Here is a 16346-nt window from a genome sequence, read left to right as displayed (position 1 = left end):
ATTATTAACCCGGCAACTTACTCAGGGCCTGTTTATAGAGTCACGTAAGACGCGCTTCCAGTCTCTGCAGACGCTCCGGTGTCCCCACGTCACACCAGTCGCCATCAAACAACTCCGCCTGCAGGCGATCTTCGTTGTAGGTGAAAACCTCACCGAGGCCAAAACAGCGGCGGGCCCGGGGATAATCGCGCAGTATCTCCGGGCGCAGCCAGCTGATTCCGGCAAAGGTATAGCGGGGTTTGACGGTACCGGACAACAGCCCCCTTTCGATACCGAAATCCCCCTCGGGATTATGGGGGGGATTGGGCACCATAAGAAGCCGGCCGGGACACCCGTCCGGCAGTGGCCGGGCCAGCCAAGCCGCCGGGTCGAAATCGCTCCACACATCGCCGTTTATCACCAGAAAGGGCTCCTCTCCCAACAGTGGCAGCGCCCGTATCAGACCTCCGGCGGTCTCCAGCGGTTCTTCCTCCTGCGAATAGCGGATACACAGCCCCCAGCGGTCGCCACTCCCCAGGTGCTCGCGGATCTGGACGCCCAGGTGACTCAGATTGATCACCAGGCGGCGCACACCGGCTGCAGCCAGCCGCTCTAGGGTGTGCTCGATCAGGGGCTTGCCGCTGACCTCCAACAATGGCTTGGGGGTGTGCTCAGTCAGCGGCAGCATACGCCGGCCAATACCCGCGGCCAACACCATAGCGACGGGGCCCCGGGATTGCTTGCTTTGACTCATTGGGTCACCCCGTATATCTGTCTGTCGGTGTCGCCGGCGCTGCGGTAGTCGCGATACCAGTGACAATGCTCCAACAGCGGCAGCAATCGCGACCGAAACCATTCGGCGAAGGGCCGCAGTTCCGGGTAGCGGTCCGCCACCTCCAGCGCATAGCGGATTACAAGGGGCAGGTAGGGCAGATAGCTGTCTTTACCGTCGCGCAGGTGCAGGCGCGGGAACAGGCCCAGCACCTTGATATGCCTCTGCAGTCCCATCCAGTCGAACCAGCGCAGAAACCTCTGCGCCGGCACGGCTTCCATGATGCCGGCCACTTCAGCGTTGACGGCGTAGCACAGTGCCCAGCGTTGTACCCGATCCTGGGGCCAGCGCACATAACAGTCCCGTAACAGAGACACCAGGTCGTAAGTCACCGGGCCCCAGACCGCGTCCTGAAAGTCCACCACCCCCGGGCGCTCGCCATCGCGCAGCATCAGGTTGCGGCTGTGGTAGTCCCGGTGCACCAGCACCCGGGGCTGCTCTTCCGCACTGTCCAGCAGCAGTGCAAAAGTGTCTTCCAGCAGGGCCAGGTCCGCAGCTTCAAGGCGATAGCCGAGCATGTTCTCCGCCAGCCATTCCGGCAGAATGCGCATTTCATTCAATAACAGCTCGCGGCTATAGAGGGGAAAAAGATCCTCCTGGGCCGGAATCTGCTGCAGGCACAGCAGCTCGTTCAGCACTTCCCCGTAAAGTCCGGCAACACTGTCCCCATCGAGCCTTGCAAAGAGCTGGGTGTCGCCCAGGTCCTCCAACAGCATAAATCCCTGTTCAGTGTCTGCGGCCGCCACCATTGGCGTGTGGATACCGTGGCGGCGCAAATAATCCGCCACGGCCACAAACCGCTGGGGATCGGTAAACTCCGGCGGGGAGTCCACCGCAATCATGCTGGGCCTGCTGCCGGTGCGGAAATAACGGCGGAAACCCGCGTCACCGGCCAGCGGCTGTAGCGGCGTGCCGTTGCCGCTCTTGAGCGCACGGGCACACCAGCGGCTCAATCCGCTGCGCCGCTGGTCGACCCCATCTCTTTCAAGTCGCTCACTCATGAGCCGCTACTACTCCACAAATCCCGGCTGGCATTTTAGCGGCGGCACCGCCGCCGTCCAGCGACAAGCTCTTCTTTCCACCCCCACCGGCAGGCGAAACCAACAAAATTGATAGCCCCGTTAGTAGTGTGCACCATGCCCACATTGAAGTAGAATCAATCGCTGATTTTCCGCGCGCCGCCCGCCCGCGCCTCGCCACGGAACAAACTCTAAAGATAGCCGGAACATATCACCTGATGCTGGAAGCTTCCCGGTGGCGCCGCCTGGCGCTGGCAATTAGACAGATCCCCCGACCGCACCCACTCGCTATCGGTTTTCTCGCCACGCAGCCGCTGTGGGGCCAGGGGGCACTGGCGCAGACGGCAGACCCCGTGGCCGGCTCCGTGGAGGAATACAACCCCTACCTCTATCTGGACTGGCTGCCGGCCGATCAGCTGCCCCCGGCCCGCCGGGCGGCAATGCCGGCGGCCTGCAGCGGCGCTTTCGTCGCGCCCCCGGCCGACTATCCGGATGCGGCTCTGCTGCCGCAGGACGCCCCCATGCGGGCCACCGCCGACACCTCACAGCAGTCACTGGTGGACGGCACTGCGGAACTGCGCGGCAATGTCCGCATCACCCAGGGTTACCGCCAGCTGTTCGCCGACGAGGTGGATGTCAACCGCGCCCAGAGCACCGCCTATCTGCGCGGCGCCATTGAACTGCGGGAGCCCAACCTGCTGGTGCGGGGTCGCGCCGCCGAAGTGCACACCGACAGCAGGGCGGCCGCCATCGAGGATGCCACCTACGTCATCCACGACCAGTATGTTCACGGCAGTGCCAGCTATGCGACGCGGGAGGCCAGCGGCGAACTGATACTGACCCAGGGGGACTATACTCGCTGCGAACCGGGCAACGTATTCTGGCGCATGACAGGGGGCGAAATCGCAATCGACAATGTCGAACGGCAGGGAACCGCCCGCGATGTGCGCCTGGAGGTGCTGGATGTACCGGTGTTTTATTTCCCCTATCTGCGCTTTCCCGTCGGCGATGCGCGCCTGTCCGGATTCCTGTTCCCCAGCATCAGCAACAGTGACGAGAACGGCTGGGATGTGGCCATCCCCTACTACTGGAACATAGCGCCGCAACTGGATGCCACCATAGTGCCGCGCTATATCCAGTACCGCGGGTCCGGCGCCGAGGTGGAGGTGCGCCACCTGAGCCCCTGGTTCAACACCGAAGTGCGCGCCGCCGGCCTGCCCAACGACAAGGGCGGCGACGATGAGGATGCCCGCAGCCTGATCCGGCAGGGATTCCCGGAGGATCTGGTGCTGCCCGCCAAAGGCAAGGACCGCTGGCTCGCCAACATCGAGCAGCAGGGCAGCAGTGGCGGCCCCTGGCGCACCAAGATCGATTACACCAAAGTCAGCGACCCGGATTATTTTCGCGACCTGGACACCGCCAACCTGAGTGTCTCCGCGGAAACGGCCTTGAGTCAGAGTGCCCAGGCGGGCCTGTCCGGGGAGCACTGGCAGGCAACCCTGCGCGCACAGGAATACCAACAGCTGGTGAAAGACCGCTTCGAAACCTACAGTCAGCTGCCCCGCCTCAATATCGATGGCGACTACCGCTGGGGCGACTTGGCCCTAGCGCTGCAGCACGAAGTCACCAGTTGGGACCACGACGAAGAGGAAACCATTCGCTTTATCGCCGATGTGGGCAACCCGGACAGTGTCACTGAACGGACGCGCAATTTCGTCAATGCCCGGCGGATGCGCATCGACTACGAACTGGACTGGGACAAGCAGTGGCTGTGGGGCTATATCACCCCGGGACTGGCATTCCGCTATCTCTCTTACAGTCTCGACAATGAATTCCTGCGCCCCGACGCGAGTTCCTCACCGGAGGCATCCGCCGGCCAGGTCACACTGGATACCGGCCTGTTCTTCGAGCGCAACGCCACCGCCTTCGGCCGGGACTATGTGCAGACCCTGGAGCCGCGGCTGTTCGCGCTGGGCAGCTCCAGGGCGGACCAGAGCGACTTTATCGATGTAAGCACCAGTCCCAGCGATGGCGGCAACGATTTGTTGTTCGACACATCGCTGTTCACTTTCAGCTATGACCAGCTGTTCCGCGACAGCCGCTTTACCGGCAAGGACCGCATCGACGATGCGGACCGGGTGGCACTGGGGCTCACCAGCCGCATCATCGACCCGTCTAGCGGCCGCGACCTGTTCACCCTCAGCGGCGGGCAGATTTTCTACCTGCAGGATCGGGAAACCACACTCAGAGGCATCGTCGAGGACGCGCCCCGGTCGGAGTTTGCCGCCCGCCTGGAGAGCTACCCCATCGAATCGATGCGGATTGCCAGCGAACTCATCTACGACGACGATCGGGGAGAGATGAACCGCGGCAACTTCAGCCTGCGCTACCTCGACGACGATCTCAGGCTGTTCAACCTCGGCTACCGCTACCTGCGCCAGGAGGAGGAGTTCGATCTCGACGACAACCTGATCCGCGGCCCGGTGCGGCAAGTGGACGCGTCCATGGTACTGCCTGTCAGCGCCTCCCTCTCCATTCTCGCCAGGGCCAACTACGATATCACCTTCGACCGGGAACTGGAGTATCTGGCGGGAATCGAATATGACAGCTGCTGCTACCGCGCCCGTGTGGCCTGGCGGCGCACCCTGGACAACAATCTGGCGGACGTGGTCCAGCCGGAGGACCTGACATTCGACGAGGGTATCTATCTGGAGATTCAGCTCAAGGGCTTGGCGGGACTGGGTACCACCGTAACCCGTATGCTCAGCCAAGGCATCCCCAACTTTGCACAGAGAGAATTACTGAAACAGTGATGAAACTAACGACCAAACTCAATTACAAAAACGGTCTGCTGGCACTGCTGGCGTTCGGTGCACTCGCTGCGAACCTGGCCTGGGCGCAAGTACAGCAACTGGACGCGGTGGTGGCGGTGGTCGACGACGACGTTGTCATGGCCAGCGAGCTGCAACAGCGCCTGAATACCATCATGACGCAGATCAGCGCCCAGCAGGTGGAGGCGCCGCCCATAGAAATCCTCCGCCGGCAGGTGCTGGAACAACTGATTATCGAACGGCTGCAACTGCAGATGGCGGCCCGCGCCGGTGTCACCGTCGCGGACAACGAGCTGGACCAGGCCATCGCCCGGGTGCAGCAGAATGCCGGCGTCAGCCCGGAGCAGTTTCGCCAGCGTATTGCCGCCGACGGTATGTCGATGAAATCCTTCCGCGAACAGATCCGCCAGGAGCTGATGATCCGCCAAGTGGAGCAGGGCAGCGTCAATCGCCGCATCCAGATCAGCGAGCAGGACGTCGACAACTTCCTGCGTTCCAAGGAGGGCGAGTTCTGGAAGTCCCCCCAGTACGAGTTGGGCCACATTCTGATTCCGGTCAACTCCAGCGCCCCCGCGGACGAAGTTTCCAGGGCCCGCGCCAAGGCCGAGCAGCTGGCACAGGAAATCAGAGACGGCGCCGACTTCCGCCGCCTGGCCATTGCCAATTCAGCCGGCCAGAATGCCCTCTCCGGGGGCGACCTGGGCTGGCGCAAAACAGTCGAGCTTCCCACTCTGTTCGCCGATGCCCTGGAAGGCCTCCAGGTGGGCGAGGTCACCAGCCCCTTCCGCAGTGACGCCGGCTTTCACCTGCTGAAGATCCACGCCCAGCGGGGCGCCAGCGAACAGATGGTGGAACAGACCAAGGTCCGCCATATCCTGATAAAGACCTCCGAGATCCGCACCGATGACGATGCCTATAACCTCCTTATCGATCTGCGGCAACAGCTGGAAAAAGGTGCCGACTTTGACCAGCTGGCGCGTGAATACTCGGAGGACATCGGCACCATGCTGGCCGGCGGCGACCTCGGCTGGTCCACCCCCGGGCAGTTCGTACCCGAATTCACCCAGGCCATGGACAATACCCCGGTAGGTGAGATCAGCCTGCCTTTCCGCAGCCAGTTTGGCTGGCATATTCTGCGTGTGGACGGCCGTCGCCAGCAGGATATGACCGACCGCTATATTCGCAACCAGGCCGCGAACCTGCTGCGCAACCGCCGCTATCAGGAAGAGCTGCAGAACTGGCGCCGCGAAATCCGCGACCAGGCGTACGTGGATATCAAATTGCCCGACCTGAGAGACGACACCGACGCAGACAACACCACGGACGGAGGCGCACAGCCGGCCCAATGATCCCACGGATAGCCCTGACCCCCGGCGAACCCGGGGGTATCGGTCCCGAACTCACGGTCAAACTGGCGCATCTGCGCGACCCCCAGCCGGCGCAACTCATCGCCGTTGCCGACCCGCAGCTGCTGGAGCAGACAGCCAGGGCGCTCCAACTGCCCCTGACACTGATACCCTTCGATCCCCAACGCCCGGCGGCAGATACTCCGGCAGACTGCCTGTACCTGCTGCCTGTGTCCCTCCGCGCGCCGGCAACCGCCGGCACCCTCAACCCCGGCAACGCCGCCTATGTGGTGGAAAGCCTGCGCCTGGCTGCCGAAGGCTGCCTGACACGTACCTTCGACGCGCTGGTGACCGGCCCGGTACACAAAGGTGTCATCAACGACGCCGGTGTCCCCTTCAGTGGACACACGGAATTTTTTGCCCAGTGCGCCGGCGTCAATCGAGTGGTCATGATGCTGGCCGCCGGGGACCTGCGTGTCGCCCTGGCAACCACCCACCTGCCCCTGAAAGACGTCAGCGCAGCAATTACCAGCGAGCGCCTGGATCGGGTGATCGGCATACTGCATCGCAGCCTGAAGCAGACATTTGGTATCCCGCAACCGCGGATCGGCGTCTGTGGGCTCAACCCGCACGCCGGTGAAAGCGGCCACCTCGGGCGCGAGGAAATCGAGATCATCGAGCCGGTACTGGCGCGGCTGCGGGCACTGGGTATGCAACTGCTGGGTCCCCTGCCCGCCGATACGCTGTTCACGCCACCGCAGCTGGCCCGCTGCGATGCGGTGCTGGCCATGTACCACGACCAGGGGCTGCCGGTATTGAAATTTCACGGCTTCGGCCAGGCGGTCAATATCACCCTTGGCCTGCCGTTTATCCGCACCTCCGTAGACCACGGCACCGCCCTCGGTATCGCCGGCCACAACTCAGCCGACTGCGGCAGCCTGAGGGCGGCACTGGCGCAGGCGATACAACTGACTGAGCTGCGCGCTGAAGGTGAGGCCGGTCATTGATCCGTTTATGCTCAGGGCTTCGAGGCCGGGTCCAGGCGGGCGGCTACTGTTAACCCGGCAGTTTATTGAGTTGCCGGGTTAATATTGAGATACCTATGTTGAGATACCTATAGAGTTGCCGGATTGATAAGTCCCACAACTTCTTCTGTGTGAAAGGGCGCCAAAGCGTGTATGGTGGCGCATCAATGCAACCGTCATATGCTGTTTTGTATGGATAACTTTTTCCAACCCAGGGCGCGCAAACGTTTCGGCCAGAATTTTCTGGTAGACGAGAACATTATCGAGCGCATTGTGCGCGCTATAGCCCCCAGGGAAACGGATCGCCTGGTGGAGATAGGACCGGGACAGGGCGCCATCACCGCCCTGTTGCTGCACCACTGCCCGGGGCTGACGGCGGTGGAACTGGACCGCGACCTGATCCCAATACTGAAGTTCAAATTCCGCGATTACCCCGACTTCCGGATTATCGAACAGGATGCACTGAAGTTTGATTTCGGCAGCCTCGCCGGCGACGGGCCCATCCGGGTGGTGGGCAATCTGCCTTACAACATCTCCACGCCACTGCTGTTTCACCTGCTCGGGTTTCGCGGCGCGGTCAGGGACATGCACTTTATGCTGCAAAAGGAAGTGGTGGATCGCATGGTCGCCGCCCCCGGCACCCGGGCTTACGGTCGTCTCGGGGTAATGGTGCAGTACCATTGCAAGGTGCAGGGGCTTTTCCCGGTGCCACCGCAATCCTTTCGCCCTGCGCCGAAAGTGGATTCGGCCATAGTGCGACTGGTCCCCCACCCGACCCCGCCCTATGCGGCAGTGGACGAAAACCTGTTGCAGCGCCTGGTCCAGGTGGCCTTTCAACAGCGTCGCAAGACACTGCGCAATGCGATCAAGCCGCTCTACCCGGACCTGGACGCGGCACAACTGCCTCTGGACGCCGGGCGCCGCCCCGAGACACTGAGCGTGCAGGAGTTCGTACAACTGGCAAACTATCTGTCCACGCTGGACCAATAGCCAACTGTCCCGAACCGGGATACTGGGGGCCGCAGGTCAAGCGTGTAACTGCACGATTTGTTGTGGAGGGTTTGCGAACGTACACCACAAGGCCGGGTTGAGGAAAGCCAAGAAAGGCTTTTGCAACAGCCAGCTGGGGAAGCAAAACAGGATACGGGAATTATTTTGGCCACTTACGCCATTGGAGATATACAGGGTTGTTTTGACCCGTTTATGCACCTGCTGGAGAAGCTGCGCTTCCGGCCTGACCGGGACAAGTTGTGGCTGGCCGGGGACATGGTACACCGCGGGCACGACAGCCTCAGTACCCTGCGCTTCCTGTACAAACACCGCGCCCAGGTGACAGCGGTACTGGGCAATCACGATCTGCACCTCCTGGCGCTGGCCCACGGCGCCAAATCCCTGACCGACAAAGAGCGCGACCTGGCAAAGGTCCTGCGGGCCAAGGACGCGGACAAACTGTTGCACTGGCTGCAAAAGCAGCCGCTGGTGGTGCACAAAAAAGGCTTCACCATGGTGCATGCGGGTATTCCCCCCATGTGGAGTGTCACCAAAGCGGTGGAATTATCCCGTGAGGTGCATCAGGCCCTGAGCGACGACGCCATGGCAAAGGCCTATTTCTACGGTATGTATGGCAACGAACCCCACTGCTGGAACGATCACCTGGTGGGTGTGGAGCGCCTGCGCTCCATCACCAACTACTTCACCCGCATGCGCTTCTGCAAAGAGGATGGCACCCTGGACCTGGTGACCAAGCGCGGTGCCGACGCAGGGCACGATGGCTACCGTCCCTGGTTCAGCCATAAGCGGCGAAAAACCCGCAACGACAAAATCCTATTTGGCCACTGGGCCGCCCTGGAGGGGCGCGCCGATACCCCCAACGTCTACGCGCTGGATACCGGCTGTGTTTGGGGGGGATATCTCACCGCCATGCGGCTCAGCGATGAAAAGTTTTTCTGCACCGATTGCGGTCTCTGACACAGAGACCGGCCCGTTCCAGTGGGACTATGCAATAAGTTGCCGGATTAATTAGTGTGAACAGGCCCCAGGGTCGCGCCCCGGGCCTCATCGAGATACTCCTTGATTGGCTGGCGGTAATTGCGGCTGACTTTTATTTGCGAACCGCTGCTCAGTGTCAGCTGATATTCACCCTTGCTCAGCACCCTGATATGGTCGATAAAAGTCAGGTTGACCAGTGTGGACCTGTGCACCCGCTTGAAAGTATCGGCGCACAACTGCTGTTGCAATTCCTTCATGGTGCTGCGCATCACATGGGTCTCGCCGCCGGCGTGTACGCACATATAGTCTCCCGCAGCATCTATCCACTCGATATCCGCCTGATTCACCATCACGATACGACTGCGGTCCTTGATCGCCAGCTTGCGCGGAGCCGCCGCAGTATCCTGCAAAACCTGCTGGTCTCCTCCGCCCCCCTCACTGTCCTCTGCCCCTTCCACCCGCGCAATGGAATTCAGCAGGCTTGCCTTGGTGCCGGCGCGGCTGTCAGGGGTGCCATGCCCGGCGCCCGGACCCTGCGCCAGAAGGCGTTCACGGGCCCGGTCTACCGCCAGTTGCAACCGCTCAACTTCCAGTGGCTTCAGCACATAGTCGACCGCATGTATTTCGAACGCCTCCAGGGCGAACTGGTCGTAGGCGGTGGTAAAAATTACCAGCGGCATAGTATCGGCCTGTAGGGCACGCACCACGTCGAATCCCCCCATGCCAGGCATTTGGATGTCCAGAAATACCAGATCCGGGGTGCATTCAGCGATCGCCGACACCGCTTCGCGCCCGTTGCGACAAGTTGCCAGCACCTCCATATAAGGGAGTTCCTGCAACATGGATTTTATCAAGCGCAGCGCCAGGGGCTCATCATCCACAGCGATGACTCTCAGTGGCTTCACAGCGGTCACTCCTATGCCGGTATCTTGCCGGTCTTGTTATTTGCTGAGTCAGTTTCAAAAGGGATGCGGATGGTTACCCGCATACCGCCGCCCGGTGCCCAGTCCTGCTGCAACCCGTAGCCGTCGCCATAAAGCGTCTTCAGTCTGTCGCGAATATTCGACAGGCCGACACCCGTCGAGGACGGAACCTCACCGGAATTTCCTGAACCGCCACAGCGGCTGCCGGAATCCGTGAGCCGGAGCAGTAAACGTCCACCCTTCCGGCGCGCGGAAATTTCTATGGTGCCGCCGGATTCGCTGGGCGCTATCGCATATTTTATCGAGTTCTCTGCCAGAGGCTGCAGCAGCATACTGGGCACCTTGGCGGATACTGCGGATTTCTCAATATCCAGCTGCACCTGTAACCGATCCGCAAAGCGGGTTTTCTCTATGTCCAGGTAGAGCAGGACCACCGCTATTTCCTGCTCCAGACTCACCTTGTGATCCGGGTCCTCTTTGAGGGAGTGGCGCAAAAACTGGCTCAGCCGCATCACCATGTCACCCGCCTCTTCCCGCTGTTCAAAGCGAATCAGGGCGTTGATGGAATTCAAAGTATTAAACAGAAAATGCGGGTTGAGCTGGTAGCGCAACATTTTCAACTGCGCCTCCTTGGCAACCGATTCAGCGTGCAGCCGGCGTATCTGCTCCCGCTCATGAACCGCCGCCACCCGCAGCATTTTATCGTGTTCCTGCTCCAGTAAAAGATAGTACTTTACCCCGCAGTACAATGCGCTCCAGAACAAAAACACGAACAGTGACGCGTAATACCAACCCCCGAATTCCGACCAAAGCGAGTGTTTTCCCGTAAGGCGAATAAACAGCTCCATGCGCACCAGAGTCCAGATTCCGGCGATCACCGCCACGGCAACCAGATAGACAAAGGTCCGCACCCCGATGGGTGTATCCCAGGCGATATCGAAAATCGGCTTCAACAACAGCGACAGCAGAAACGCAACTGTACACTGGACCAGTGTGTTGGCCGGCTCGATCTCCGGCCAAGCCACCGACGACTGCCAGAAAGACATCGACAGGAAGGTGACAATTAAAATACCCAGCCAGCTCACCAGTTGCAGCTTCCAGAACCAGCGCTGCGTACCTGATATCACTTCGGTGCCGGTCTTGTGGGAAGAGGGTTCGGCCATGGTTGTCCGTATTCTTATCTACCGCAGGGTTTATATCCCTACGTGTGCTACCGATATTACCGCGATAGTAGCGGCACAGCCAATGCAGATGGCTTGCACAGTCCGCTTCAGCGCAAATTCAGTCCGGCTTGTCTATCAGCCCGTTTGCTTTAGAATTCTTTCCCTGGTGAACCCCTCTTTTGCAGAAATATTTTTCCCGGTGCTGTCCGCGGGGTCCGGCCAGCCTGAATTTGGTCCGGCTTATCGCGGGGATTGTTTGCCGCGCAACCGCATATGGTAGTTTCACCCGACAGGCTGCGAGCCTCAGCGCTCCACCCACCCCCCGGGGCAGGCGAATCTGAAGGGTGGTTTGTCAGGCGGGAACACAGTAATAAATCGGACTGCCGATGAAAGAGTTAATCAGCGGTGTGGCTAAGGACACAGTGGCAAACGCCACCAATGCCGTCCCCCTAATCGAGAGGACTTCCATTGCCGAACCCTCGCACAGGTTCAGCCTGGCGATTCTGGCTTCGTTGTTTTTTATCTGGGGATTTATCACCAGCCTCAACGATATCCTGGTCCCACACCTCAAGAATGTTTTCGACCTGAACTATACCGAGGCGATTTTCGTCCAGTTTTGTTTTTTTATCGCCTACTTTGTCGTGTCGGTGCCCGCCGGCGCTCTGATCAAGCGGGTGGGATACCAGTTGGGACTGGTGCTGGGATTGCTGATTGCCTGTGCCGGCTGCCTGGTTTTTATCCCCGCGGCGCGCATGCAGATTTACGGCATTTTTCTGCTGGGTCTGTTCGTACTGGCCGCGGGCATTACCATCCTGCAGGTGTCCGCCAACCCCTATGTAATCGCGCTGGGCAAGGCCAGCACCGCGCCCAGTCGCCTGAATCTGACCCAGGCTTTCAACAGTTTGGGCACCACCCTGGCACCGGCGTTCGGCGGCCTGGTTATTTTTTCTGCTGTTGCCTCCGGCGCGGATACCACTACAGTGGAAGGCCTGCAGCTGTTTCGCGCCCACGAGGCCGCCCTGGTGGAGAAACCCTATTTCATCCTCGCCCTGGTGCTGCTGCTGATGGTGGCATTTTTTTCCTGGGTCCGACTGCCATCCGCACCGCACCAACAGCCCCCCGCCGATACAGCCCCCGATGTGGACTCCGCTTTCCGCCCGCTGCGCTATCCGCGTCTTATGCTCGGCGCCATCGCTATTTTTGTCTATGTGGGCGCCGAAGTGGCCATAGGCAGTTTTCTGGTTAATTTCTTTGGCGAGCCGTCCGTGGCCGGTATGAGTACCGCTCAGGCCGCCCGCTATGTCTCCTATTATTGGGGCGGCGCGATGATTGGCCGGTTTGCCGGCGCCCTGTTGTTGCGATACGTTTCCCCGGGCCTGTTGCTGGCGGTCTGTGGCTGCTGCGCAACCCTGTTGATCGCCGCAGCCATGTTGTCCACCGGTATGCCGGCGGTGTGGTCCATCCTCGCGGTGGGCCTGTTCAACTCCATCATGTTTCCCACCATTTTCAGTCTGGCCGTGACCGGGCTGGGCAGAAATACCAGTCAGGGCTCCGGGGTTTTGTGCATGGCCATCGTCGGCGGCGCCATAGTGCCACTGGCACAGGGAGTGATGGCGGATTTCGCCGGTATCCAGCTATCGTTTCTGATTCCTCTGCTGTGTTACTGCTATATCGTTTACTACGGTACTTTTTCGCCCATGTTGCGCAACGGGGTTTGAAAACCCGACGCCCACCACAGCGGTTGGCAGTGTGACTGCCAACCCTCTCAACTGTGATTCGGTCCCTCTCACCGACAATGGCTTGTTGTTTTAAGGCGGTCGTTGCATTTTGTGCTGTCAAAACTGCAGGTCTGGGTGGCAAACAAAAAAGATGGTACGGCAGTTCTCCCTCTTCGTCGTCGCGATTCTTTGTGCATCCATTGGTGCCACTGCTGACCAGACGGTGTCCGCTGTGAAGGGCGGTTGGAAGTTAGTTTGGAGTGACGAATTTTCGGATCACTCACTGGACCGGACTAAGTGGCGCTACGAGGTGAATTGTGCCGGCGGTGGCAACAATGAATTACAGTGCTACACGCCCCGTGAGCAAAACAGTTTTATTTCCGCAGGTGTTTTACACATTGTGGCACACAGGGAAGACTTCCGCGGCCCCGCTTTTCAGGACGACGAAGCCGACTATAACGTGGCCGATACCAGTGCACTCCGGCACTTCACTTCGGCACGCCTGCGCAGCAGGCATCACGGGGATTGGCAGTATGGCCGCATCGAAGTGTCCGCGCGACTGCCCCAGGGGCAGGGTATTTGGCCAGCGATCTGGATGCTGCCGACAGAGTGGCGTTATGGCGGTTGGCCACACAGTGGCGAGATCGACATTATGGAGGCGATCAACAGTAACGCCGCTGGAGGCAACCGTATCTACGGCACCCTCCACTATGGTGAGGCATGGCCCAATAACAAATATACCTCCGCGCACTACGATCCACCCGGTAACGTCTGGGAGGACTTCCATCAGTATGCGATTGAATGGGAGCGGGATGAAATTCGCTGGTATTTAGATGGTATTCACTATGGCACCCAGCGGCCGGCGACGGATGACCAGCCCGGTTGGTATACCTATCGCCCGCAGGCAGAAGCGGATGATACCCGGTTGGCTGCCGCGGGAGCACCGTTCGATCAGCCCTTCCACCTGATACTCAATCTCGCGGTTGGCGGCAACTGGCCTGGCGAACCCGATGACAATACCGTCTTCCCACAAACTTTGGCAATTGACTATGTGCGCGTCTATCGCTGCACCGGAGGCGATGCCGGTGGGCGAGGCTGTGCCAGTAGTATCGATCCAAAAGTAAAACCGGCAGGCACCCCGCTCCCGGATCTCAAAGCCAGTGGGAAAAGCCGCGTTGCCCCGCCAGCTGATCAACAGGATCAATCCATCACTGTATCCCGCTCGCGCTATCGTGAGCAACTGGCGGGGTTCTGGCTGGGTGCGAGTATCGCCAACTGGACCGGACTGATTACCGAGATGGACCGAGTAGAAGCGCCTTTTTATACCGACCGTGACTGGGGCGCTGACGATCAGAGAAATATATGGGGCAACTATGTGCCCCATGCGAAAAAAATCGATTTCTATACGGTACCGGCAGATGAACCCTGGGGCGCCGATGACGACACCGATATCGAATATTTGTACCTCCACTTGCTAAACCGGCACGATGGTGAACCTTTGACACCGGCACAGATCCGGGCGGGTTGGCTAGAGCATATCTACTCAAACGAAGATGCGCCGGACGGAGAGAATTTTCTCTGGGTGTCCAACGAGCGGGCCTACTATCTGATGCGCGACGGTATACTGCCACCGCAGACGAGTGAGCCCAAACACAATCCGGACTCGACCATGATAGACGCACAGCTCACCACTGAGCTGTTTGGTCTGCTGGTACCGACGCGCCCGGATGTGGCACTCCAGTTTGCGGAACTGCCAATCCGTACTACAGCCAGCGGTGTCGCGGCGCAAATCGCACGTTTTTATGTAGTCATGCATGCGCTGGTGCCAGTGATCGAGCCAACGCTGTCCCCGCGGGAAAAAATACTCTGGCTAGCGGCGCAGGCACGCAGCCAGCTTGCAAACGATTCCTATGCTGGACGCATGTATGACTTTATTTATCAGTCCTATCTGCGCAATCCGGACAAAAACGACTGGGAGCTAACCCGCGATGCCATTTACCGGCGTTATCAGCTGGGGGGCGACGATGGCTACCAGTACCAGCGCCCATTCGATGCCGGAATCAACTTTGCCGCGAGCTTGGTCAGCTTGTTTTACGGCGGCGGGGACCTGAAGCGTACCGTGCAAATCGGGGCGCTGGCGGGTTGGGACTCGGATAATCCCACCGCAACCTGGGGCGGCCTGTTGGGTTTTATGTTGGGCCGCGATGGTATTGCAAAAGCGTTTCCCGACCGAAAATTAAGTGATACCTACTGGATCCACCGCACACGCCGAAATTTTCCCGATTATATTCCCAACCTTGCCGGCGAGGACACTTTTACCCGGATGGCTGAGCGCGGCGTGCAGCTTGTGGACCAGATAGTGGAACGCCAGTTGGGTGGCCATATTGATCCGTCGACGGATAGTTGGATTATTCCGCGCCGAACTCCAGGCCAGCCGTCGACTGACAGGGGTGATAAATAGACCATGCAAGAAAGCACGCAATCGGTCACAACGGTTTCGCGGAACTGGAAACTGGTCGCCGATATTGGTGGCACCAACGCCCGCTTCGGTCTCGCTCGACATGGGGGAGACGGCCACCGTGGACTGCAGGGAACCCTGGTCGAGGACATTCGACAATTGCCCTGCGCCGAGTTTGAGCAACTTGAAGCGGCACTGGAAAGCTATTTGCAATCGCTGCCAGCAGGCAAGGTGGCCAGCTTGAGTGAAGCCTGCCTGGCAGTTGCCGGCCCGGTCGGTTCAGACCGGATAGCGGTGACCAATCTGCCGTGGTCTTTCTCCAGGTCCAGCCTCAAGCGCTCCCTGGGCTATACGCGTTTTGAGGTCATCAACGACTTCGCTGCCCTGGCGCTCAGCTGCCCGGGCCTGCAAGGGGAGGATTTAGCGCGGGTCGATACGGAGACAGAGCCGGTCTCCGTACACCCCATGCCCGAAGAACCCCGCGTGGTGATTGGCCCAGGCACAGGATTGGGTGTTTGCGGTTTATTGCGAAATGGCAACACCTGGCGCGCCCTGCCCGGCGAGGGTGGTCACACAACCATCGCCCCGGTCACCGAAGAAGAGCTGGCCATAGTGCAATACCTGCGCCGGGAGCACAGTCATATCTCCGCAGAGCACCTGTTGTGCGGCCGCGGACTGGCCAATATCCATCGCGGCCTCGCCGCCATAGGTGGCCGACGGGAAACGTCGCGGGATCCAGCGGCCATCACCGCCGCAGCGCTGGACGGTAGCTGTGCCCTGGCACGGTACACGGTGCACCTCTTCTGCAATCTGCTTGGCAGCTTCTGTGGCGACGCAGTGCTGACCCTGGGCGCACGCGGTGGCCTCTACCTGGGGGGCGGCATACTGCCGAGAATTGAACCCTTGTTGCGGGCCAGTGACTTTATGTCGCGCCTGCGCGCCAAAGGCGTCATGTCCGCCTATCTGCACAAATTGCCCGTCTACCTGGTGCGCCATCCATTTCCGGCACTGGTCGGGGCGGCAGCCTTCCTGGGCAGCGAACAATAATAATTTTCGGGAGAGA

General features: G+C 60.1%; 12 protein-coding genes. 8 read left to right on the top strand and 4 right to left on the bottom strand.

From position 1 onward, the window contains the following. Positions 1-40: 40 nt before the first annotated feature. Positions 41-733, bottom strand: a complete 693-nt coding sequence (locus tag ABVT36_RS14505) for an NDP-sugar synthase (protein WP_368457181.1) — start codon at positions 731-733, stop codon at positions 41-43. Continuing rightward, positions 730-1812: an aminoglycoside phosphotransferase family protein gene (locus ABVT36_RS14500; RefSeq protein WP_368457180.1), complete on the bottom strand. Its 1083-nt coding sequence runs from the start codon at positions 1810-1812 to the stop codon at positions 730-732. The genes ABVT36_RS14505 and ABVT36_RS14500 overlap by 4 nt, the downstream gene beginning before the upstream one ends. 236 nt (positions 1813-2048) lie before the next feature. On the opposite strand from ABVT36_RS14500, the gene ABVT36_RS14495 reads away from it, so the two are divergent. The 5 genes from ABVT36_RS14495 to ABVT36_RS14475 all read left to right on the top strand — a co-directional run bounded on the left by ABVT36_RS14495 (position 2049) and on the right by ABVT36_RS14475 (position 9000). Further along, positions 2049-4643 carry an LPS-assembly protein LptD gene (locus ABVT36_RS14495; RefSeq protein WP_368457179.1) on the top strand — a complete coding sequence of 865 codons (2595 nt, stop codon included), beginning with the start codon at positions 2049-2051 and terminating at the stop codon, positions 4641-4643. After that, entirely contained in the window at positions 4643-6010 is a 1368-nt protein-coding gene (locus ABVT36_RS14490) for a peptidylprolyl isomerase (RefSeq protein WP_368457178.1), read from the top strand. Before ABVT36_RS14495 ends, ABVT36_RS14490 begins: the two co-directional genes overlap by 1 nt. Then, positions 6007-7014 (top strand): 4-hydroxythreonine-4-phosphate dehydrogenase PdxA, encoded by a 1008-nt coding sequence (pdxA, locus tag ABVT36_RS14485; RefSeq protein WP_368457177.1) that lies wholly within the window; start codon positions 6007-6009, stop codon positions 7012-7014. The genes ABVT36_RS14490 and pdxA overlap by 4 nt, the downstream gene beginning before the upstream one ends. 210 nt (positions 7015-7224) lie before the next feature. Next, positions 7225-8022 carry a 16S rRNA (adenine(1518)-N(6)/adenine(1519)-N(6))-dimethyltransferase RsmA gene (gene rsmA / locus ABVT36_RS14480; RefSeq protein WP_368457176.1) on the top strand — a complete coding sequence of 266 codons (798 nt, stop codon included), beginning with the start codon at positions 7225-7227 and terminating at the stop codon, positions 8020-8022. A gap of 165 nt (positions 8023-8187) precedes the next feature. Next, the gene (locus tag ABVT36_RS14475; RefSeq protein WP_368457213.1) at positions 8188-9000 is read left to right on the top strand and encodes a symmetrical bis(5'-nucleosyl)-tetraphosphatase; all 813 of its coding nucleotides are present in this window, start codon (positions 8188-8190) and stop codon (positions 8998-9000) included. 47 nt (positions 9001-9047) lie between these two features. Here ABVT36_RS14475 and ABVT36_RS14470 read toward each other — a convergent pair whose 3' ends face one another. Continuing rightward, positions 9048-9926 (bottom strand): LytR/AlgR family response regulator transcription factor, encoded by an 879-nt coding sequence (locus ABVT36_RS14470; RefSeq protein WP_368457175.1) that lies wholly within the window; start codon positions 9924-9926, stop codon positions 9048-9050. 11 nt (positions 9927-9937) lie between these two features. Continuing rightward, on the bottom strand, positions 9938-11107 hold the full coding sequence (locus tag ABVT36_RS14465; protein WP_368457174.1) for a sensor histidine kinase: 1170 nt from the start codon (positions 11105-11107) through the stop codon (positions 9938-9940). Between the two features lie 386 nt (positions 11108-11493). Between ABVT36_RS14465 and ABVT36_RS14460 the strand changes: the two genes are divergently transcribed. From ABVT36_RS14460 to glk, 3 genes are all read left to right on the top strand, one after another. After that, positions 11494-12825 carry a sugar MFS transporter gene (locus ABVT36_RS14460; protein WP_368457173.1) on the top strand — a complete coding sequence of 444 codons (1332 nt, stop codon included), beginning with the start codon at positions 11494-11496 and terminating at the stop codon, positions 12823-12825. A gap of 151 nt (positions 12826-12976) precedes the next feature. Continuing rightward, positions 12977-15286, top strand: a complete 2310-nt coding sequence (locus tag ABVT36_RS14455) for an ADP-ribosylglycohydrolase family protein (protein WP_368457172.1) — start codon at positions 12977-12979, stop codon at positions 15284-15286. A 3-nt stretch (positions 15287-15289) separates the two neighbouring features. Then, a complete protein-coding gene (glk, locus tag ABVT36_RS14450; RefSeq protein WP_368457171.1) occupies positions 15290-16330 on the top strand; it encodes a glucokinase in 1041 nt (346 codons plus the stop codon). Positions 16331-16346 lie beyond the last annotated feature (16 nt).

The organism is Microbulbifer sp. TYP-18, from assembly GCF_040932045.1.
Lineage (GTDB): Bacteria > Pseudomonadota > Gammaproteobacteria > Pseudomonadales > Cellvibrionaceae > Microbulbifer.
The sequence above is the reverse complement of the archived record's forward strand: the minus strand, read 5'-3'. Positions and strand labels throughout refer to the sequence as shown.

Coding starts and splice junctions, on each gene's coding strand:
- ABVT36_RS14490 (WP_368457178.1), top strand. CDS start 4,643: ATGAAACTAACGACCAAACTCAATTACAAAAACGGTCTGCTGGCACTG.
- ABVT36_RS14465 (WP_368457174.1), bottom strand. CDS start 11,107: ATGGCCGAACCCTCTTCCCACAAGACCGGCACCGAAGTGATATCAGGT.
- pdxA (WP_368457177.1), top strand. CDS start 6,007: ATGATCCCACGGATAGCCCTGACCCCCGGCGAACCCGGGGGTATCGGT.
- ABVT36_RS14505 (WP_368457181.1), bottom strand. CDS start 733: ATGAGTCAAAGCAAGCAATCCCGGGGCCCCGTCGCTATGGTGTTGGCC.
- ABVT36_RS14495 (WP_368457179.1), top strand. CDS start 2,049: ATGCTGGAAGCTTCCCGGTGGCGCCGCCTGGCGCTGGCAATTAGACAG.
- rsmA (WP_368457176.1), top strand. CDS start 7,225: ATGGATAACTTTTTCCAACCCAGGGCGCGCAAACGTTTCGGCCAGAAT.
- ABVT36_RS14500 (WP_368457180.1), bottom strand. CDS start 1,812: ATGAGTGAGCGACTTGAAAGAGATGGGGTCGACCAGCGGCGCAGCGGA.
- ABVT36_RS14455 (WP_368457172.1), top strand. CDS start 12,977: ATGGTACGGCAGTTCTCCCTCTTCGTCGTCGCGATTCTTTGTGCATCC.
- ABVT36_RS14460 (WP_368457173.1), top strand. CDS start 11,494: ATGAAAGAGTTAATCAGCGGTGTGGCTAAGGACACAGTGGCAAACGCC.
- glk (WP_368457171.1), top strand. CDS start 15,290: ATGCAAGAAAGCACGCAATCGGTCACAACGGTTTCGCGGAACTGGAAA.